This is a genomic window from Methylobacterium brachiatum (assembly GCF_020523825.1).
GTDB lineage: Bacteria > Pseudomonadota > Alphaproteobacteria > Rhizobiales > Beijerinckiaceae > Methylobacterium > Methylobacterium brachiatum.
This window is the reverse complement of sequence record NZ_JAJALK010000010.1, coordinates 211,023-228,967: the sequence shown is the minus strand read 5'-3', so window position 1 is coordinate 228,967 and position 17,945 is coordinate 211,023. Positions and strand designations below refer to the sequence as shown.

15 protein-coding genes are annotated in these 17,945 nt (G+C 72.7%); 13 read left to right on the top strand and 2 right to left on the bottom strand.

Translation table 11 applies throughout. From position 1 onward, the window contains the following. The first annotated feature begins 114 nt into the window (after positions 1-114). The 8 genes from LGR69_RS21530 to LGR69_RS21495 all read left to right on the top strand — a co-directional run bounded on the left by LGR69_RS21530 (position 115) and on the right by LGR69_RS21495 (position 11,254). Positions 115-756: a hypothetical protein gene (locus LGR69_RS21530; protein ID WP_091864456.1), complete on the top strand. Its 642-nt coding sequence runs from the start codon at positions 115-117 to the stop codon at positions 754-756. Beyond that, the gene (locus tag LGR69_RS21525) at positions 753-1,397 is read left to right on the top strand and encodes a hypothetical protein (protein ID WP_230367274.1); all 645 of its coding nucleotides are present in this window, start codon (positions 753-755) and stop codon (positions 1,395-1,397) included. Before LGR69_RS21530 ends, LGR69_RS21525 begins: the two co-directional genes overlap by 4 nt. Positions 1,398-1,562: 165 nt before the next feature. After that, complete coding sequence (locus LGR69_RS21520; RefSeq protein ID WP_230367273.1) at positions 1,563-3,713, top strand: hypothetical protein; 2,151 nt, start codon at positions 1,563-1,565, stop codon at positions 3,711-3,713. A 72-nt stretch (positions 3,714-3,785) separates the two neighbouring features. Then, positions 3,786-5,510 carry a type I secretion system permease/ATPase gene (locus LGR69_RS21515; protein WP_230367272.1) on the top strand — a complete coding sequence of 575 codons (1,725 nt, stop codon included), beginning with the start codon at positions 3,786-3,788 and terminating at the stop codon, positions 5,508-5,510. After that, positions 5,507-6,823: an HlyD family type I secretion periplasmic adaptor subunit gene (locus tag LGR69_RS21510; protein ID WP_230367271.1), complete on the top strand. Its 1,317-nt coding sequence runs from the start codon at positions 5,507-5,509 to the stop codon at positions 6,821-6,823. The genes LGR69_RS21515 and LGR69_RS21510 overlap by 4 nt, the downstream gene beginning before the upstream one ends. Positions 6,824-6,918: 95 nt before the next feature. After that, positions 6,919-8,211, top strand: coding sequence for a family 16 glycosylhydrolase (locus tag LGR69_RS21505; protein ID WP_230367270.1), 1,293 nt, complete (start codon positions 6,919-6,921; stop codon positions 8,209-8,211). Between the two features lie 256 nt (positions 8,212-8,467). Continuing rightward, a complete protein-coding gene (locus LGR69_RS21500; RefSeq protein ID WP_230367269.1) occupies positions 8,468-9,823 on the top strand; it encodes a CHASE3 domain-containing protein in 1,356 nt (451 codons plus the stop codon). A gap of 54 nt (positions 9,824-9,877) precedes the next feature. Further along, positions 9,878-11,254 (top strand): TAXI family TRAP transporter solute-binding subunit, encoded by a 1,377-nt coding sequence (locus tag LGR69_RS21495; protein ID WP_230367268.1) that lies wholly within the window; start codon positions 9,878-9,880, stop codon positions 11,252-11,254. 7 nt (positions 11,255-11,261) lie between these two features. On the opposite strand, the gene LGR69_RS21490 is transcribed toward LGR69_RS21495, so the two are convergent. Both LGR69_RS21490 and LGR69_RS21485 read right to left on the bottom strand, forming a co-directional pair. Then, positions 11,262-12,044, bottom strand: a complete 783-nt coding sequence (locus LGR69_RS21490) for an SDR family NAD(P)-dependent oxidoreductase (protein ID WP_007562623.1) — start codon at positions 12,042-12,044, stop codon at positions 11,262-11,264. 157 nt (positions 12,045-12,201) lie between these two features. Further along, a complete protein-coding gene (locus tag LGR69_RS21485) occupies positions 12,202-12,780 on the bottom strand; it encodes a cupin domain-containing protein (protein ID WP_370881391.1) in 579 nt (192 codons plus the stop codon). 188 nt (positions 12,781-12,968) lie between these two features. Between LGR69_RS21485 and LGR69_RS21480 the strand changes: the two genes are divergently transcribed. The 5 genes from LGR69_RS21480 to LGR69_RS21460 all read left to right on the top strand — a co-directional run bounded on the left by LGR69_RS21480 (position 12,969) and on the right by LGR69_RS21460 (position 17,938). After that, positions 12,969-13,736 (top strand): ABC transporter substrate-binding protein, encoded by a 768-nt coding sequence (locus LGR69_RS21480; RefSeq protein ID WP_230367266.1) that lies wholly within the window; start codon positions 12,969-12,971, stop codon positions 13,734-13,736. A gap of 5 nt (positions 13,737-13,741) precedes the next feature. After that, positions 13,742-14,395, top strand: coding sequence for an amino acid ABC transporter permease (locus LGR69_RS21475; protein WP_230367265.1), 654 nt, complete (start codon positions 13,742-13,744; stop codon positions 14,393-14,395). After that, complete coding sequence (locus tag LGR69_RS21470; RefSeq protein ID WP_230367264.1) at positions 14,392-15,123, top strand: amino acid ABC transporter ATP-binding protein; 732 nt, start codon at positions 14,392-14,394, stop codon at positions 15,121-15,123. Before LGR69_RS21475 ends, LGR69_RS21470 begins: the two co-directional genes overlap by 4 nt. A gap of 8 nt (positions 15,124-15,131) precedes the next feature. After that, a complete protein-coding gene (locus LGR69_RS21465; protein WP_091864450.1) occupies positions 15,132-16,421 on the top strand; it encodes an NAD(P)/FAD-dependent oxidoreductase in 1,290 nt (429 codons plus the stop codon). Between the two features lie 173 nt (positions 16,422-16,594). Next, complete coding sequence (locus tag LGR69_RS21460) at positions 16,595-17,938, top strand: APC family permease (protein ID WP_122160005.1); 1,344 nt, start codon at positions 16,595-16,597, stop codon at positions 17,936-17,938. The last annotated feature ends 7 nt before the right edge of the window (positions 17,939-17,945 follow it).

The window sequence follows — 17,945 nt, the reverse complement described above, 5'->3', positions numbered from 1 at the left end:
GGCGCAGACGAAGCAGCGGCGCGGGCGCGTCACCGGGCGCTCCGGTTTGTCGCGGCGCCCTGGTGGCGCGGAGCCGGCGCCATACCTCGGCTGTTCCTCACGCCCCCATCGCCCATGCCCACCGCCATCGATCCCTCAAGTGCGGCGCGCGCAGACCCGCGCGCGTCCCTCGCCATCGTCGGCAACGCGCCCGGGATCGGCCCGGCGGCGCGCGCCATCGACGCGGCCACGCAGGTCGTGCGCTTCAACAACGCTCCCGGCTTCGGCGGACGCACCGGCTCGCGGGTGACGCATCTCGCCCTGGTCAATCGCGGCGGGCAGATGCGCGAATGGCTGGCGGATCCGGGATTCCTGGACCGTCCGGTGGTGCGGCAGGCCGAGGCGTTCATCCTGCCGTTCCCGATGCTGCCCGCGGAGGCGAACGCGCCCGAGCCGATCTGCTGGACCCGCGAGGCCCTGGCGCTGCTGCGCCCCCTCGGCAAGCCGGTCCATCTCCTGCCCGAGGCCCTGCACGCGGAGGCGCGGCGCCGCCTCGCGCCCGGCACGGAGGGATGCCCCAACCCGAGCACCGGCTTCCTGGTCAGCCTCGCGCTCCTGCGCGACCGCCCCGCGGAATCCGGCCCGGTCGACATCCACGGCTTCGGCTTCGCGGGCTGGCCCGGCCATCCCTGGGCGGCCGAGCGGGCCTGGTTCGCCGAGGCCGCGGCGGCCGGGCGCCTGCGCCTGCACCCACCCGACGCGACGGACACGCCATGACCACGCTGATCACCGTCCTGAGGAGCGGCGGCCGCTACGACGCGACCTGGGTCGAGCGCCTGGCCCGGGGCGTGCGCCGCCACGCGCCGGCCTTCGACCGGATCCTGTGCCTGACCGACCTGCCGCTGGCCGTGGCCGGGGTCGAGCAGGTGCCGCTCCGGCACGGCTGGCCGGCCTGGTGGGCCAAGATGGAGGCGTTCCGCCCGGGGCTGGCGGAGGGCACGACCCTGCTGTGCGACCTCGACACCGTCTTCACCGGCCCGGCCGACGCCCTGGCCGAGCCCGGGCTCGCCGCCATGGAGGATTACTTCCACCGCGGGCGGCTCTCCAGCGCCCTGCTGCGCTGGCACGCGGACGAGCTCGCCGGCCTCTACGCGAGCTTCGCGGCCGAGCCCGAGCGCTGGATGGCGGCCGGTTCCTGCGGCCCGGTCCCGAACGCCGTGCACGGGGACCAGGTCGTGATCGATCACCTGCTCCGCCGGGACGGCCTGCGCCCGGCCTTTGTCCAGCAGCTCTACCCGGACCTGCTCGACTTCTACGACCCGCGCCGCGCCGAGCACGGCCCGGTGGTGATCTTCATCGGCGACGCCAAGCCGGACACGGCCGCCGGGCCGGTCCACGCGGCCTGGGCCGAGGCCTAGCCGACGCGGCGGGTCTTGGTCCCGTCCGGAACGGCCCCGGCCGAGACCGACCTTTGCCAACAGAGCCGCCGGCCGGACCAAGACAAACCTCCGTATTCAGTACCGACAGCCAAATTTGCAACCCAGAGTTGCAGAGATGGTTACTGGGTGAACCCGGAGGTGCTCATGTCGCTCTCGTCCACCGCAATCCTCAGCCCGGCGTCCCGTTCGCTCGCGTGGCTCGTCGGCCCCGAAGCGCTCCTGTCCACGACTGCCCTCTCCACCGGCCAGCTCGCGAGCCTCGGCCCGATCGCGTCGATCATCGAGGGCACCGTCGATGTCGGCTCCCCGGATGCGAGCAGATCGGTGCTGCCCGACACGGTCAGCGCCACGGCGAACCAGGTGGTGCTCGACACCCACGCGCAGCTGGAGGGGCTCGGCCACGCCGTCGCGCCGCTCAACGGACCGCTGCACGGGCTGACCAATCTCGGCGAGACCGTGGGCCTCGGCCATATCGGCGAGGCCGGCAACCTGATCACCGACCTGACCGGCGCCGTCGCCGACCCGGCCGGCGCCGGCGCGATCCCGTCGCTGCTGAGCGATGCCGGCGCCGTTACCGTGGCTGCCGGCACCCTGCTGGAATCGGTCACCGCCGTGCCGGCGAGCGGCAACGGTCTTGTCGGGGCCGGCGGGATCCTCAGCCCGGCGACCGGCATCCTCAACCAGGCCGTCCTCGACCTGCACACGATGCTGGAGGATGCCGGCCATCAGGTGTCGGTGCTCAACGCGCCGGTCCACGCGGTCACGGCGCTCGGCGAGACGATCGGCCTCGGCTATCTGGGCCAGAGCGGCAACCTCCTGACCGACACCCTGGCGCTGCCCGGATCGCTTTTGACCGGCGGCGGCCTCGCCTCGGCCAGCCCCGTCCTGTCCGATCTCGGCCACGTCCTCGGCTCGGCCGACACCCTGGTCGGCTCGGTCACCGGCGCCGCCAGCGCCGGGGGCCTGCTGTCCTCGGACGGGCTGCTGGCGCCGGTCACCAACCTGGCGAACACCGCCATCCTCGACCTCCACGCGACCCTCGAGAATCTCGGGCACGGGGTTCCGCTCCTGAACGACGCGCTCCACGGCCTGACCAATCTCGGCGAGACGATCGGCCTCGGCTATCTGGGGCAGGGCGGCAACCTACTGACCGACACCCTGGCGCTGCCCGGCGAGCTGCTGGGCGGCCAGGGCCTCGGGGCGCTGTCGCCGATCCTCAACGATGTCGGCGCCGTGACCCACGCCGCCGGCGGCCTGCTCGGCGGCGTCACCGGCCTCCTCGGCGGGCTCGGCGGCGATGCCGGAGCGCCGGGCGGCAGCCTGCTCGCCCCGGTCACGTCGACGGTCGACGGGCTGCTGGGCGGCCACGGTGCGACGCCCCTCGACGGATTGCTCGGGAGCCTCACCGGCGGCCAGGCGGGCGGTACCAGCGCCCTGCTCGGGGCGAACGCGCCGCTGCAGCCCGTGGCCGGCCTCGCCAACGGCGCGATCGACGGCATCCACGGGGTGCTGGAGCAGGTGGGCCACGACGTGCCGGTTCTGAACGAGCCGCTCCATGCCGTGATCAATCTCGGCACCACCGTCGGCCTGGGCGAGCTGGGCGAGTCGAGCAACCTCGTGACCGACGTGGTCAACCTGCCGGCCGCCGTGCTGAGCGGCAATGCGGCCCCCGCGATCGGGCAGGTGGTCGGCGATGTCGGGCAGGTCGCGGATGCGGCCGGCGGCGTACTGGGGTCGGTGACCGGGGCCCTCTCGGGCGCCGCCACCGGCGGCACCCCGCTCGACGGCGTGCTCGGGACCGTGACCTCGGCCCTCGGCGGGTCCGGATCCGGCGGGGGCGGCGACCCGGTCGGCGGCCTGCTGGGCGGCCTGACCGGCGGCGGCTCGGGCGATGCCGGGACCCATCCGCTGATCGACGTGGCCGCGGGCCCGACCACCGCGGCGCCCCTGGCCAACGCCGCCGTGCTCACCCCCGCGGCGGATCCGTCCCACACCGTCCAGGCGAGCGCCATCGCGGTGGGCGCCGACCAGCCGAGCCTGGCCACCGCCAGCCTGCTCACCGGCGACAGCATCCTGCTGCCGCAGGGCGGCGGCGGCGGCGCGGATTCCCTCGTCGGGCAGATCCTGAGCCCGGCCGCGGCAGCACCCGCCGGAGGCGGGGAGGCGGGCGGCTCCCACGGGGCGAGCCTCGATCTCGGGATCGTCACGATCGACCTCGGCAGCCACGCCGACATCCACCACACCGACCCGACCCCGCATACGGCCACGGGCGGCCTGCACCTGCTCGGCCTGTGACGACCGAAGCCCCCGCCGCCCACGCGGCGGGGGTTCTTCTGTGAGCGTGCCGAGCCGCCGGGGGAAAGTCCTGTGACCGACGAACGCGTGTTGCGTGCTGCCAAGCGGCGGGAATTCTGGGCCGCGATCCGGGCCGGGCGCACCGCCCTGATCACCGTGATGATCGTCAGCGGCCTGATCAACCTGCTGATGCTGACCGCCCCGATCTTCATGCTCCAGGTCTACGACCGGGTCCTGCCGAGCCGGAGCATCGCCACCCTGGTCGGGCTCGCCGGCATCGCCCTGATGCTGTTCCTGATCCAGAGCGTGTTCGAGGTGTTCCGCGCCCGGATCCTGTCGCGGTTCGGCCGCCTCGTGGACGAGCGCCTCGGCCCGCGGATCTTCCGGACCCTGCTGGCGCGCGGCTCCGAGACGCCCCGCGGCGACGACGGCCCCCAGGCGCTGCGCGACCTCGACACCGTGCGGGGCTTCGTGTCGAGCCTGGCGCTCACCGCCTTCTTCGACCTGCCCTGGGTGCCGCTCTACATCGCGGTCTGCTTCCTGTTCCATCCCTGGCTCGGGGCCGCGATCGCGGGGGGCGCCCTGTTCCTGTGCGTGCTGACGGTCCTGACCGACTGGGCCTCCGCCGAGACCACCCGGGAGAGCGTGCGGGTCGCCGGCGAGCGCCGCGCCTTCACCGACATGGCGCACCGGACGGCGCCGCTGCTCTGCGCGCTGGGCATGCGCGCGCGGGTAGCCGACCTCTGGCAGGTCCGGACCCGCAAGAACCTCGACGTCGCCACCTCCGGCAACGACCTCGCCATCGGCTTCGGCGCGGTGGCCCGCCTGCTGCGCACGGTGCTGCAATCCGGGATCCTGGGGCTCGGCGCCTACCTGGTGGTGCGCGAGGAGGCCACCGCCGGGGTGATGCTGGCCGCCACGATCCTGTCGGCCCGGGCGCTGGCCCCGGTGGATCTCGCCATCGCCAACTGGAAGTCGTTCTCGGCCGCCCGGCAGGCCTGGAGCCGGCTCGTGGCGTTCCTGCCCGGGCGGGAGCCGGAGGCGTTGACGCCCCTGCCGGCGCCCCGGGAGAGCGTGCGCGTGACCGCCCTGTCGATCGCCGCCCCCGGGACCGACAGCCTGATCCTGCACGACGTCAACGTCGCCCTCGCCCCCGGCAGCGCGCTCGGGGTGATCGGGGCCAGCGGCTCGGGCAAGTCCACCTTCGCCCGGGCGCTGGTCGGCCTGGCCCGGCCGGTCCGCGGGGTGATCCGCCTCGACGGCGCGGCGATCGACCAGTGGGACCCCGACGCCCTCGGGCGCGCCGTCGGCTACCTGCCGCAGGACATCGAGATGTTCGACGGCACCATCGCCGAGAACATCACCCGGTTCGACCCGGCCCCCGACCCGGAGGCCCTGCAATCGGCCGCCAAGGCGGCGGGCGTCCACGAGGTCGTGCTGCGCCTGCCCGGCGGCTACGACGCCCGGGTCGGCGCCGGGGGGCTCGGCCTGTCGGGCGGCCAGCGCCAGCGGATCGCGCTGGCCCGGGCGCTCTACGGCGACCCGTTCCTGGTGGTGCTCGACGAGCCCAATTCCAACCTCGACGTCGACGGCGACCGCGCCCTGTCGGCGGCCGTGCAGGGCGTGCGCGCCCGGGGCGGCATCGTGGTGGTGATCGCCCACCGGCCCAGCGCGCTGGCCGCGGTCGACCGCATCCTGGTCCTGGGCGAGGGCCGCGTGCGGCTGCACGGGCCCCGCGACGAGGTCCTGGCGCAGCTGGGCGCCCTGACCCGGCAGACACCCACGAGGGTCGCATGACGCGGGACCAAGCCACCGACGACCCGACCCGCGAGACCCGGCGCTCGCTCCGGCGGCACGTCGTCGGCGTCGCTGCGGTGATCGTGCTGGCCACCGGCACCGGCGCCTGGACCGCCGCCACCGAGCTGTCCGGGGCGATCATCGCCACAGGCTCCCTGGTGGTCGAGAGCAACATCAAGAAGGTCCAGCACCCGACCGGCGGCGTGGTCGCCGAACTGCCGATCCAGGAGGGCGCCCGCGTCCAGGCCGGCGACCTGCTGGTCCGGCTCGACGCCACCACGACCCGGGCGACCTACGACAGCGTCACCAAGAGCCTGTGGGAGATCGCCGCCCGCAACGCCCGGCTCGAGGCCGAGCGCGACGGCCGCGACGAGCCCGCCTTCCCGGCCGAGCTGGCCGGGGCCGGCCCCGACGTCGCCCGGATCGTCGACGGCGAGCACAAGCTGTTCCGCTTCCGCCGCGACGCGCTCCAGGGCCAGAAGGCGCAGCTGCGCGAGCGGATCGGCCAGCTGCGCGAGGAGATCAAGGGCCTGGTCGAGCAGGCTGCCGCCAAGGAGCAGGAGACCGCGATCATCGGCCGGGAATACGAAGGCGTCGAGGATCTCTGGCGGAAGAACCTGATCCAGCTCACCCGGCTCACCAGCCTGCAGCGCGACATGTCCCGGCTCAAGGGCGAGCGCGGCGTCCTGGTGGCCAACATCGCCCAGGCCAAGGGCAAGGTCTCGGAGACCGAGCTGCAGATCATCCAGCTCGAGCAGAACCTGCGCAGCGACGTCGCCAAGGAGCTGGCCGAGAACCGCGCCAAGGCCGCGACCCTGACTGAGCAGCGGATCGCCGCCTTCGACCAGCTGCAGCGGATCGAGATCCGCGCGCCGCAGACCGGCTACGTCCACGAGCTTGCGGTCCATACCCGCGGCGGCGTGATCGCCCCGGGCGAGCCGATCATGCTGATCGTGCCGAACGCCGATTCCCTGGTGGCCGAGGTCCGGGTCGCCCCCCAGGACATCGACCGGCTGCAGACCGGCCAGGCCGCGGGCCTGCGCTTCCCGAGCTTCGACCAGCGGACCACGCCGGAGCTCAACGGCCGCGTCACCCGGATCGCCGCCGATGTCAGCGAGGACAAGCGGACCGGCAGCTTCTACTACCTGGTGCGCCTGGGGGTGACCAAGGACGAGCTCGGCCGCCTCGACGGCGCCAAGCTGATGCCCGGCATGCCCGTGGAGGCCTTCATCCGCACCGCCGACCGGACGGTGCTGTCCTACCTCACCAAGCCCCTGGTCGATCAGGCGCGCCGGGCGTTTCGCGAGAAGTAGGGCCGTCCAGGGCCGTTCGGCAGGACTTTTGCAACTCCTGATTGTATACAGGGCTTGTTCCTGCAGAATTCGGCGGAACCGACGGGCCAGCCACGATGCCGATCGACCCCAAGAACCTCGCGCGAACCGCGACCCTGACCTACAGCGCCGAGTTCGACACGCTCCAGCTCTGGAACGGAACCTCGGGCCTCGACACGGCGGGCGGGCCGCAATGGGGCAGCTACGTCACGGCGACCGGGACGCGGCCGTTCAACCAGGAGCAGGAATGGTACCTCCGGGCCGACCATGGCGTCGGCGGGGGCGGCGCGGCGCTGCCGAACCCGTTCAGCGTCCAGAACGGCGTCCTGACCATCACGGCCGCGCCCTCGGACCCGGCGCTGCTGCCGGATCTCGGCGGCCAGCCCTACACGTCCGGGATGATCAACACGTCCCACAGCTTCAGCCAGACCTACGGCTACTTCGAGATGCGGGCCGAGCTGCCGGCCGGGCAGGGGATGTGGCCGGCCTTCTGGCTGCTCGCCAAGGACGGCTCCTGGCCGCCCGAGATCGACGTGATGGAGATGCTCGGGCACGAGCCCGGCAGGCTCTACACCAGCGTGCACAGCCTGGGACCCGGCCAGACCGCTGGCGACCACACCCTGGCCCAGGCCTCGACCCAGGTCGCCGACATGAGCGACGGCTTCCACACCTACGGGGTCGATTGGGGGCCCGACAGCCTGGCCTTCTACTTCGACAACGGGGAGGTCTTCCGCACGCCCACCCCGGCCGGCCTGGACAAGCCGATGTACATGATCGCCAACCTGGCGGTCGGCGGCACGTGGCCGGGCGATGCCGACGCGACGACGCCGTTCCCGGCCCAGATGAATATCGACTACCTGCGCGCCTACCAGGCCAACCCGAACGCGAGCGCCCCCCTGGAGCCGGTCTTCCACTTCTACGACCCGTCCACCGGCCAGCACCTCTACACCGCCAGCACGGCGGAGCGGGACGCGCTGAAGACGTCGCCATCGGCCTACGCGTATCAGGGGGTCGGCTGGGCCGCCCCCACCGGGCCGGCCGGGACCACGGACGTGTTCCACTTCACCAACGCGGCGACGGGCGACCATTTCTACACGGCCAGCGCGGCGGAACGGGACGGCCTGATCGGCTCCGGTTCGGGCTACCGCTACGAGGGCGTCGCCTTCGAGGCCTACACGGATCCGTCCGCCGCCGGATGGGCCGCGATGACCATCGAGCGGTTCGTCAACACCGAGAGCGGCCGCCACTACTATGCGTCGAGCGCCGCGGAGATCACCTATATCGAGCAGGGCCACGCCGGCACCGGCTGGATCGACGAGGGCCACGCCTTCACGCTGCACGCCCCGACCCAGAGCATGTTCGGCCTCTAACGGCGGGGAGGGCGCGGCCCGACCGGATCACGATTGCGGCAGCACGGGCCGAAAACCCCCGTCCGCCGTGATGTTGGCCCGAGGGAGCGGGAACCATCGCCGGGGCCGTCTTTTGTGCTGGCGGTTCCACCCGTCGGCCCGGCCCGGATCGTCCGCCGACCCCCTCGAGACAGGAGATTGCTGTGCCCGCGGCGCGGAGCGCGACCATGCGCGAGCCCCTACGGCCAGCGGCCCCGGCCCGCGGGATCGCCGGCGCGTGGACGGCCCCGTCCTGCGCGGTTCCGGCGTGACCGCGCGGCGCGCCCTCCAGGTGATCGCGCAGCTGCCCGGGCGCTCGAAGACCGTCGACCGGATGATCGCCGGCCTCGCCGTGATCCTGGCGATGCTGGGCATCGCGGTGGGCGCCTCGGTCTACCAGCAGCGGGGCAGCGAGGCCGTGCGCCACGCCCTGGCGGTGGAGGGCCGCCTCGGGCGCGTGCTGTCGGCGGTCCAGGACGCCGAGACCGGGCAGCGCGGCTACCTGCTGACCGGGGACGAAGACTTCCTGCAGCCGTTCCGGGCCGGCCGCTCCAAGGTCAACGGCGAGATCGCCCGGCTGCATGAGCTGCTCCGGGACGACGACAGCCAGCGCGCCGAGCTCGACGGCCTGATCCTGCTGATCCGGGAGAAGCTCGGCGAGCTCGGCACCACGATCGACCTGCACCGGGGCGGCGATCCCGAGGCGAGCCGGACCCTCGTCCGCGAGGGCAGGGGGCGCCGCCTGATGGACGAGATCCGCACGGTCGTGCGCCGGATGGAGGCCCAGGAGGCGGCCCAGATGGAGCGGCGCCAGGCGGCGGTGTCCCGGATCGCGCTGCTGATCTGGGCGGCCCTCGCCGGGCTCGTCCTGGTGCTGATCCTGTTCGCGGTCTCGGCCATGCGCGAGGCCGGGCGGCGGCGCCGGCTGTCGCGCTTCCTGCCGCGGGAGCTGGTCGCGCGCCTGGCCGACGACGACGGCAGCCTGCGGGCCGGCCGGCGGCAGCAGGCGGTCATCGCCTTCGTCGACATGCGCGGCTCCACCGCCCTGGCCGAGCGCCTCGACCCGCAGCAGCTCTCGGCCTTCCTGTCCGCGTTCCGGCGGCGGGTGATGCGCATGGCCCGGCTGCATAACGGCGTCGTCGACAAGTTCATCGGCGACGGCGCCCTGGTGGTGTTCGGCCTGCCCGAGGCGCGCGCCGACGACGCCGCCCGGGCGGTGGCCTTCGCCCGGGACCTGGTCGAGGTCATCGCCCGCTGGAACCTCAAGGGCGAGCACGCCGCCGCGGTGCGGATCGGCGTCGGCCTCCATTGCGGCGAGGTGTTCAGCGGGATCATCGGCGAGGAGGCGCGTTACGAGTTCACGGTGCTGGGCGACACGGTGAACGTCGCGGCCCGCCTGGAGCAGGCGACCAAGGCCCACGGCGTGCCGATCCTGGCCTCGGAGGCCGTCCGGCGCGCCGCCGGCTCGGCGAAAGCCCTGTGGCGGGAGGTCAGCCGCGAGCCCCTGCGCGGCCGACGGGAGCCGATGGCGTATTTTTCCGTCGAGCCCCCGGTCCAGGCCGCGCCCGAACCGGCCCCCGGGCTGGCGCTGTAGGCGCCTTTCAAGCCGCGCCGGCCGGCGGCGCGGACGCGACCAACCGAGGGGCCGATGCCGACCGACCTGTCCTGGCTGCTGCGCCGCGAGACCCTGCTGGCCGGGGCGGTCGCGATCCTCGGCACGGCGGCTCTGGCCGCCTGGTACCTGCTGCAGGCGACCGTGCTGACCGTCGCGGTCGCCCCCCGGGACGGGACCGAACCCGGCCTGATCAAAGCCTACGCGGACGCCCTGGATTCGGGCAGCACCGGCCTGCGTCTCAAGATCCTCGCCTTCGACGACGTACGCGAGAGCGCCGCCGCCCTGCAGGACGGGCGCGCCGATCTGGCTGTCGTCCGGCCGGACGTGCTGCTGCCGACCAACGGGCTGACCCTGGCGATCCTGCGCGACCAGGCGATGATCATCGCCTCCCCCGAGCAGGCCGGCATCAAGGATTTCCCGCACCTAGCCGGCAAGCGGCTCGGCATCGGCGCGCACCGGGACGCCGATATCTGGCTGCTCAAGAGCCTCCTCGGCTATTACGGGCTGAGCCTGGAGCCGGGGGCGGGGGGCGGACCCGGCGACCGGGCGGTCGTGCTGGTGCCGGTGGCCGAGGACGCGGTGGCCGGGGCGCTGCGCGAGAAGCGGATCGACGCCTTCATCAGCATCATCGCTCCTTCCGCCCCCAAGGCCCTGGACCTCGTCGCCGCGGTCCGCTCGGTGGCGCGCGGCGGCAAGGTCGAGTTCGTCGCCGTCGAGGACGACGACGCCGTGATCGAGCGCTTCCCCAAGCTTCAGGCGGTGGCAATCCCGGGCGGCCTGTTCGGCGGCCGGCCGAAGCTGCCGGCCGACGACGTGAAGACGGTGGGCGCCTCGTACCGCCTGATGGCCCGCGCCTCCCTGAGCCGCGCCGTGGCGGCCGACATGACGCAGCAGCTGTTCGAGAAGCGCACGGAAGCCGGCCACGCCACGGAAGCGGCCGACTACGTCCAGGCCCCGTCCTACGAGACCACGGTTGCGGCGACCAGCGCCCGGATCCCGATCCATCCGGGCGCGCTCGACTATTACGAGCGCGAGCAGCACGGCTTCGTCGAGCGCTACGGCGACACCCTCTACCTGCTCGGCGCGCTGGCCGGCGGCCTGGTCTCGGTCCTGGCCTGGATCCGGCAGCGCCTGGCCGGCCTGCGCCGGGAGCACGTCGACGAGATCGTGGAGCGGCTCCTGGAGATCGCCGAGCAGGCCCGGGCCGCCCGGGACCCGGCGGCGCTTGCCGGGCTGGCCCGCGAGGTAGACCGCCTGGCCGCCGACGCGGTCCGCTACGCCCGCGAGCGGGCGCCGGACGCCGCGACGATGTCGGCCGTCGCCATCGCCCTCGACACCGCCCGGGCGACGATCGCGGATCTGCGTCCGGGCGCCGCGAGGCGGGGGGCGCCGTCCGGGGCGCAGGGTTGAGCGGCGGTCAGTCCCGCCGCGCGCCGCGCAGGGTCTTCAGGCCGATGCCGGTAGCCTCGAAGCCGCCATCCACGGCGAGCTGCTGGCCGGTGACGAAGGAGGCGCGCTCGGAGCACAGGAACACGATCGCCTCCGCGAGCTCGGTCTCCAGGCCGTAGCGCCCGAGGGGCACGGCATCGTGGTAGTCGGCACGGATCTCGGGGCTGTGCACCGCCTTGGCCATCGCGGTGTCCACCGGGCCGGGGGCGACCGCGTTCACCCGGATGCCGAACTGCGCCAGCTCGACGGCCTGCTGCTTGGTGAGCTGCGCCAAAGCCGCCTTGCTGGTGCCGTAGGCCGTCCGCAGCGTCGAGGCGCGCAGGCCCGAGATCGAGGTGATGTTCACGATCGCGCCGCCGCGCGCGGCGAGCAGCGGCACGGCCGCCTGCGTGCACAGGAACGGCCCCGACAGGTTCACGGCCAGAACCCGCGACCAATCCGCGAAGGTGGTCTCCATCATCGGCTTGAAGATCGCGATCCCGGCATTGTTGACCAGCGCGTCGAGGCGGCCGAACCGGTCGGCCACCTGTCGCATCGCGCCCGCCACCGCCTCCGGGTCGGAGACATCCGCGGTGATCGCCAGCACCGCGTCGGGCCGGCCGAGCCCGGCGGCGGCGGCGTCCACGCCCGGCCCGTCGATGTCGAGCAGGGCGACCCGCCATCCCTCCGCGAGGAACCGGGTCGCGGCGGCGAGCCCGATGCCGCGGGCCGCCCCCGTCACCAGCGCGGTCCGGTCCTGGGTGTCGCTCATGGGTCGTGTCCGTCGGCGAGGGCCGCCCGAAGGCGGCGGAGGGGATCGGTTCGGGCGGGCCGTGGAGGTCCCGCACGCGGGAAACCGTTATTGCCGGTGCAACCGGGGGCGTGAAGGGGCGATGCGACCCAACGGGGCTGGCCTCAGCCGCCGGCGCTCACGAACCGGCTGGTCGCTCCCCCGCCAACGCGTTGACCCACAGGACGACGGCGCGCGTCCGGCCGTCGGGATTGGCGAACCGGTGCGGCCGATGGCTGGCGAAGCGGAAGCTGTCGCCGGCCGCGAGTTCCAGCGTGCGGGCCTCGACGACCAGGGTCAGGCGCCCCTCCAGCACCAGGCCGGCCTCCTCGCCGTCGTGGCTGAACAGCTCGTCGCCGGTGCTGGCCTTCGGCTCGAGCACCATGTGGAACAGGCTGAGGCTCTGCGTCCCCCCGGCGGGCGTCAGCAGCTGCTTGGTGATCCCGGCGCGCCAGAGCTTGAGCTCGGCCCGGTCCCGCTCGAACACCACGATCGGGTCGGGATCCTTCTCGGACGGGGCCCCCTCGAACAGGCCGCCGATCCCGGTCTGGAGCGTGTCGGCGAGCAGGGCCAGGACGCGCAGCGACGGCGAGGACAGGCCGCGCTCCACCTGGCTGATGAAGCCGATCGACAGCCCGGTGCTGGCCGCGACCTTCTCGAGCGACAGGCGCCGCTCCTGGCGCAGGGCCCGCAGCCTTTGGCCCACGGCCCGGTCCACCGGATCGGCGCCTGTCGGTTCGACTTTGGGCCTGCTCACCGCAGCGTCATCCTGGAGACTCCGGGGCATCTTCATGCACGTGAAATCACCTTGCGTCGAGCCGCGAACCGTGCGGTAATCTTCACAGATATGAAAACAGAAGAGCGATAGCGCAACGCCGCGCTATGCCAGTGTCGAGGATCCGCGCCATGAGACGCCTGCTTCCGAGCCTGTGCCTGAGCCTCGCCCTGTTGATCCCCGGCCCGGCCCGGGCCGAGCCGCCCCTGCGGGTCGGCGCGACGCCCACCGGCCTGCCCTTCACCTTCCTCGACACCAAGACCAACACGATCCAGGGGGTCATGGTCGACCTCGTGAACGCGGTTGGCAAGGAGGCCGGCTTCGCCGTCGCGGTGGAACCGCTGCAATTCTCGACGCTGATCCCGGCGCTCACCGCCTCGAAGATCGACATCATCTCGGCGGCGATGTTCATCACCCCCCAGCGCAAGGAGGTCGTGGCGTTCTCGGCGCCGGTCTACAGCTACGGCGAGGGGCTGATCGTCCCGAAGGCCGACACGAAGGACTACACCTCCTTCGCCGACCTCAAGGGCGAGACCGTGGGCGCCCAGGTCGGCACCGCCTTCGTCGAGCCGCTGAAGAAGTCCGGCCTGTTCGCCGAGGTGAAGATCTACGACGCGATCCCGGACATCATCCGCGACGTGAATTCCGGGCGGCTCAAGGCCGGCTTCGCCGACGCGCCGATCCTGGCCTACTACGTCAAGCAGGGGATGTTTCCCGGCGTCCGGCTGGTCGAGAGCCTCAAGCCGAGCGTCGTCGCCGCGGTGGGGATCAGCGTGCGCAAGGCCGACACCGCCCTGCTCGCCAGGATCGACGCGGCTCTGGCCAAGCTGAAGGCCGACGGGACGCTGGAGAAGATCCTGACGAAGTGGGGTCTGCCGCCCTCCGCCGACCGGTCCTGAGCTTCATGCGCGAGTTCCTCGTCGACGCGCAGGATTATCTGCCGATCCTGTTCCAGGGCGTGCAGCTCACGGTCCTGATCACCCTGGCCTCCCTGGTGGTCTCGACCCTGCTCGGCCTGTTCTGGGCGGTGCTGCGGGTCTCCGGGATCGCCGTGCTGGCCGGTTTCAGCGCGGTGATGATCAACATCCTGCGCGGCATCCCGATCATCGTGCAGCTGTTCTACATCTACTTCGTGCTGCCGGATTTCGGCCTGTCGCTCACCGCGGTCCAGGCGGCGATCATCGGGCTCGGGATCGCCTATTCGGCCTACCAGGCCGAGAACTTCCGGGCCGGCATCGAGGCGGTGGATCGCGGGCAGGTCGAGGCGGCGCTCTCGATCGGCATGGGCTGGTGGATGACCATGCGCCGGGTGATCCTGCCGCAAGCGGTCAAGATCGCGCTGCCGCCCTACGGCAACATCATGATCATGATGCTCAAGGATTCGTCCCAGGCCTCGACCATCACGGTCGCGGAGCTGGCACTCCAGGGCAAGCTCATCGCCTCCTCGACCTTCAAGAACACCAGCGTCTACACGATGGTGGCGCTGATGTACCTGGCGCTCAGCCTGCCGCTGATCCTCCTGGTGCGCCATCTCGAAGCGAAGGGGCGCCACCGGTGATCGTCCTTGAGGATGTGCGCAAGCATTACGGCTCGCTGGAGGTGATCAAGGGCGTCTCGGCCGAGGTCGCCAAGGGCGAGGTGGTCTGCATCATCGGGCCGTCGGGCTCCGGCAAATCGACCCTGCTCCGCTGCATCAACGGGCTCGAAGCCTATGACGGCGGCGAGATCCGGGTCGACGGCCAGCGCGTCGACCGGGACAAGCGCAGCATCCAGACGATCCGCACCCGCGTCTCGATGGTGTTCCAGCGCTTCAACCTGTTCGCCAACCGCACCGCCCTGGAGAACGTGGTCGAGGGGCCGGTCCATGTGAAGCGGGATCCCCGCGCCGAGGTCGAGGAGCGGGCGCGGGCGCTGCTCGCCCGGGTCGGCCTCGCCGGCAAGGAGCATGCGCGGCCCAACGAGCTGTCGGGCGGCCAGCAGCAGCGCGTCGCCATCGCGCGGGCCCTGGCGATGCGCCCCGAGGCGATCCTGTTCGACGAGCCGACCTCGGCGCTCGATCCCGAACTCGTCGGCGACGTCCTGCGGGTGATGCGCGGGCTGGCCGACGAGGGCATGACCATGCTGGTCGTGACCCACGAGATGGGCTTCGCCCGGGAGGTCGCCGACCGGGTGCTGTTCCTCGACGGCGGGCGCCTGGTCGAGCAGGGCCCGGCCGCCGAGATCCTCAACCGTCCGCAGCACCCGCGCACCCAGGACTTCCTGCAGCGCGTGCTGCATCCGCTCTAGGGATCCCCGTGGCCGAACCGTTTCCCCTCGCGCCGTCGCTCTGGGCCACCACCGCGCCGCCCGGACCCGAGACGCCGCCGCTGACCGAATCCGGGCAGGCGGACGTCGTCATCGTCGGCGGCGGCTTCTGCGGCCTCTCGACCGCCCTGCACCTGGCCGAGCGCGGGATCCGGCCGGTGGTGCTGGAGGCCCGCGAGGTCGGCTTCGGCGGGTCCGGGCGCAACGGCGGCCAGGTGATCCCGGGGCTGAAATACGATCCCGCCGACCTCGTCGCCAAGTTCGGGCCCGAGCGCGGCGAGCGGCTCGCGCGCTTTGCCGGCAGCACCGCCGACACGGTCTTCGACCTGATCGCCCGCCACGCGATGGACGTGCCGCACCGGCGCGCCGGCTGGATCCAGGGCGCCCATACCGAGGCCGGGCTCGCCGAGGTCGCGCGCCGGGCGGAGCAATGGGCCGGCCTCGGCGCGCCGACCCGGGTCCTCGACCGATCCGAGACCGCGCGGCTCCTCGGGACGGAGCGGTACCTGGGCGGCTGGCTCGACGGCCGCGGCGGCGCGATCCAGCCGCTGAGCTACGCCCGCGGCCTCGCCCGCGCCGCGCTGAAGGCCGGGGCCGTGATCCATGGGCAAACGCCTGTCACCGGCCTGTCCCGCAGCGGATCGACCTGGACCGTCACCACCGGGCAGGGCGCCCGGCTCTCGACCGAGCGGGTCGTCCTGTGCACCAACGGCTATACCGGCGGCCTGTGGCCGGGGCTGGCGCAGACCGTGATCGCGGCCAACTCCTTCCAGGTCGCCACGAAGCCGCTCTCGGACAACCTGCGCCGCTCGATCCTGCCGGAGGGGCAGGTCTCCTCGGACACGCGCAAGCTGCTCCTGTATTTCCGCCTGGACCATACCGGCCGCCTGCTGATGGGCGGCCGCGGCCCGTTCCGCGAGCCGCGCACGCCCCGGGACTGGGCGCATCTCGAGCGCATCGTCGGCAAGCTGTTCCCGCAGCTCGACGGCACCGCGTTCGACCACCGCTGGTGCGGCCGCGTGGCGATCACGCAGGATTACCTGCCCCATCTCCACGAGCCCGCCCCCGGGCTCCTGATCGACATCGGCTGCCAAGGCCGCGGCGTCGGCCTGCAATCCACCATGGGGCGGGCGATCGCCCAGTACATCGCCACCGGCGACGCCGACAGCCTGCCGCTGCCGCTGACGCCGATCGCGCCGCTGCCGATGCACGCGTTCCACCGCCTCTACGTCTCGGCGATCATCGCCTGGTACCGGCTCAGCGACGGCGGCATCCGCTAAGGTAGCGCGGCGGCCGCCCCGCACGCGGCAAACGGCCACCCCGGCGGGCGCCCATACCGATTACTGCGCGTCATCCGGGATCGATCGGCGCGATGACAGTCTTGCCCTGACGAGACCGTCCGGGCTCCCGTCGAGCGCCGCGTTCCGGTGTCGGACCATGGCGGACAGGAGTCATGACCGACAGATCGAGCGCCGCGCGGGCCGCCCCGGCCGTCTCCACCCTGGCGGCGACGTCGATCGTGGTGTCCGACATGATCGGCATCGGGGTCTTCACGAGCCTCGGCTTCCAGGTGACGGACATCCCGTCCGGGTTCACGGTGCTGCTGCTGTGGCTCGTGGGCGGCGTGGTCGCCCTGTGCGGGGCGCTCTGCTACGCCGAGCTCGCCACGATGTTTCCCCGCTCCAGCGGCGAGTACAATCTCCTCACGCGGATCTACGGCCCGGCCGTCGGGTTCATGGCCGGCTGGCTCTCGGCCACCGTCGGGTTCTCGGCGCCGGTGGCGCTCGCCGCCATGGCGCTCGGCCAGTACGGCAAGGCGATCCTGCCCGGCGCCCCGCCGCTGCTGCTCGGCCTGGCGGCGATCTGGATCGTCTCGCTCGTGCACCTGCGCGGGACGCGCCACAGCAGCGCCTTCCAGATCGGGTTCACGCTGCTCAAGCTCGCGCTGATCGCGGCCTTCATCGGGGTGGGTTTCGCCCGGGGCGGCGGCCAGGGGGGCGGCTTCTCCCCCGCCGCCTTCGATCCGGCGCAGGTCGTCAGCGCCGGCTTCGCGATCAGCCTGGTCTTCGTGATGTACGCCTATTCGGGCTGGAACGCCGCGACCTACATCGTCGGCGAGCTCGCCGACCCGCCGCGCAGCCTGCCGCGGGCGCTGGTCGTCGGGACCGGCCTCGTCGTCGCGCTCTCCGTCGCGCTGAACGCGGTGTTCCTCTACACGACCCCCGTGGCGGATCTCGCCGGGCAGGTCGAGGTCGCGCTGATCGCCGGCCGTCACGTCTTCGGGGAGGCGGGCGGGCGCATCGTCGGCGCGCTGATCTGCGCCGGGCTGATCCCGACGATCAGCGCGATGATGTGGATCGGCCCGCGCGTGACCGTGGCGATGGGCGAGGACGTGCCGCTGCTGCGCCTGTTCGCGGGCCGCTCGGGGCGCGGCGTGCCGAATGCCGCGCTTCTCCTCCAGGCCTGTATCGCCACGATCCTGCTGTTCACGCAGAGCTTCGAGGCGGTGCTCGACTTCATCCAGTTCAGCCTGATCCTGTGCTCGTTCCTCACCGTAATCGGGCTGATCAAGCTCCGGATCACGCGGCCCGACCTGCCCCGGCCGTTCCGGGCCTGGGGCTACCCGATCACCCCGCTGATCTTCCTGGCGGTCACGCTGTTCATGCTGGTCCACCTCGTCGCCGTCCGGCCGCTCCAGTCGCTTGCGGGCCTGGCCCTGATGCTGGCGGGGCTCGTCCTGTACGGCGTCGCGACGGCGTGGGGGCGGAGGACGGCGCGCCGCGCCCCTCCGCGCTGAGGGTCAC

Coding starts and splice junctions, on each gene's coding strand:
- LGR69_RS21480 (WP_230367266.1), top strand. CDS start 12,969: ATGAGACGCCTGCTTCCGAGCCTGTGCCTGAGCCTCGCCCTGTTGATC.
- LGR69_RS21460 (WP_122160005.1), top strand. CDS start 16,595: ATGACCGACAGATCGAGCGCCGCGCGGGCCGCCCCGGCCGTCTCCACC.
- LGR69_RS21530 (WP_091864456.1), top strand. CDS start 115: ATGCCCACCGCCATCGATCCCTCAAGTGCGGCGCGCGCAGACCCGCGC.
- LGR69_RS21510 (WP_230367271.1), top strand. CDS start 5,507: ATGACGCGGGACCAAGCCACCGACGACCCGACCCGCGAGACCCGGCGC.
- LGR69_RS21475 (WP_230367265.1), top strand. CDS start 13,742: ATGCGCGAGTTCCTCGTCGACGCGCAGGATTATCTGCCGATCCTGTTC.
- LGR69_RS21505 (WP_230367270.1), top strand. CDS start 6,919: ATGCCGATCGACCCCAAGAACCTCGCGCGAACCGCGACCCTGACCTAC.
- LGR69_RS21490 (WP_007562623.1), bottom strand. CDS start 12,044: ATGAGCGACACCCAGGACCGGACCGCGCTGGTGACGGGGGCGGCCCGC.
- LGR69_RS21525 (WP_230367274.1), top strand. CDS start 753: ATGACCACGCTGATCACCGTCCTGAGGAGCGGCGGCCGCTACGACGCG.
- LGR69_RS21520 (WP_230367273.1), top strand. CDS start 1,563: ATGTCGCTCTCGTCCACCGCAATCCTCAGCCCGGCGTCCCGTTCGCTC.
- LGR69_RS21495 (WP_230367268.1), top strand. CDS start 9,878: ATGCCGACCGACCTGTCCTGGCTGCTGCGCCGCGAGACCCTGCTGGCC.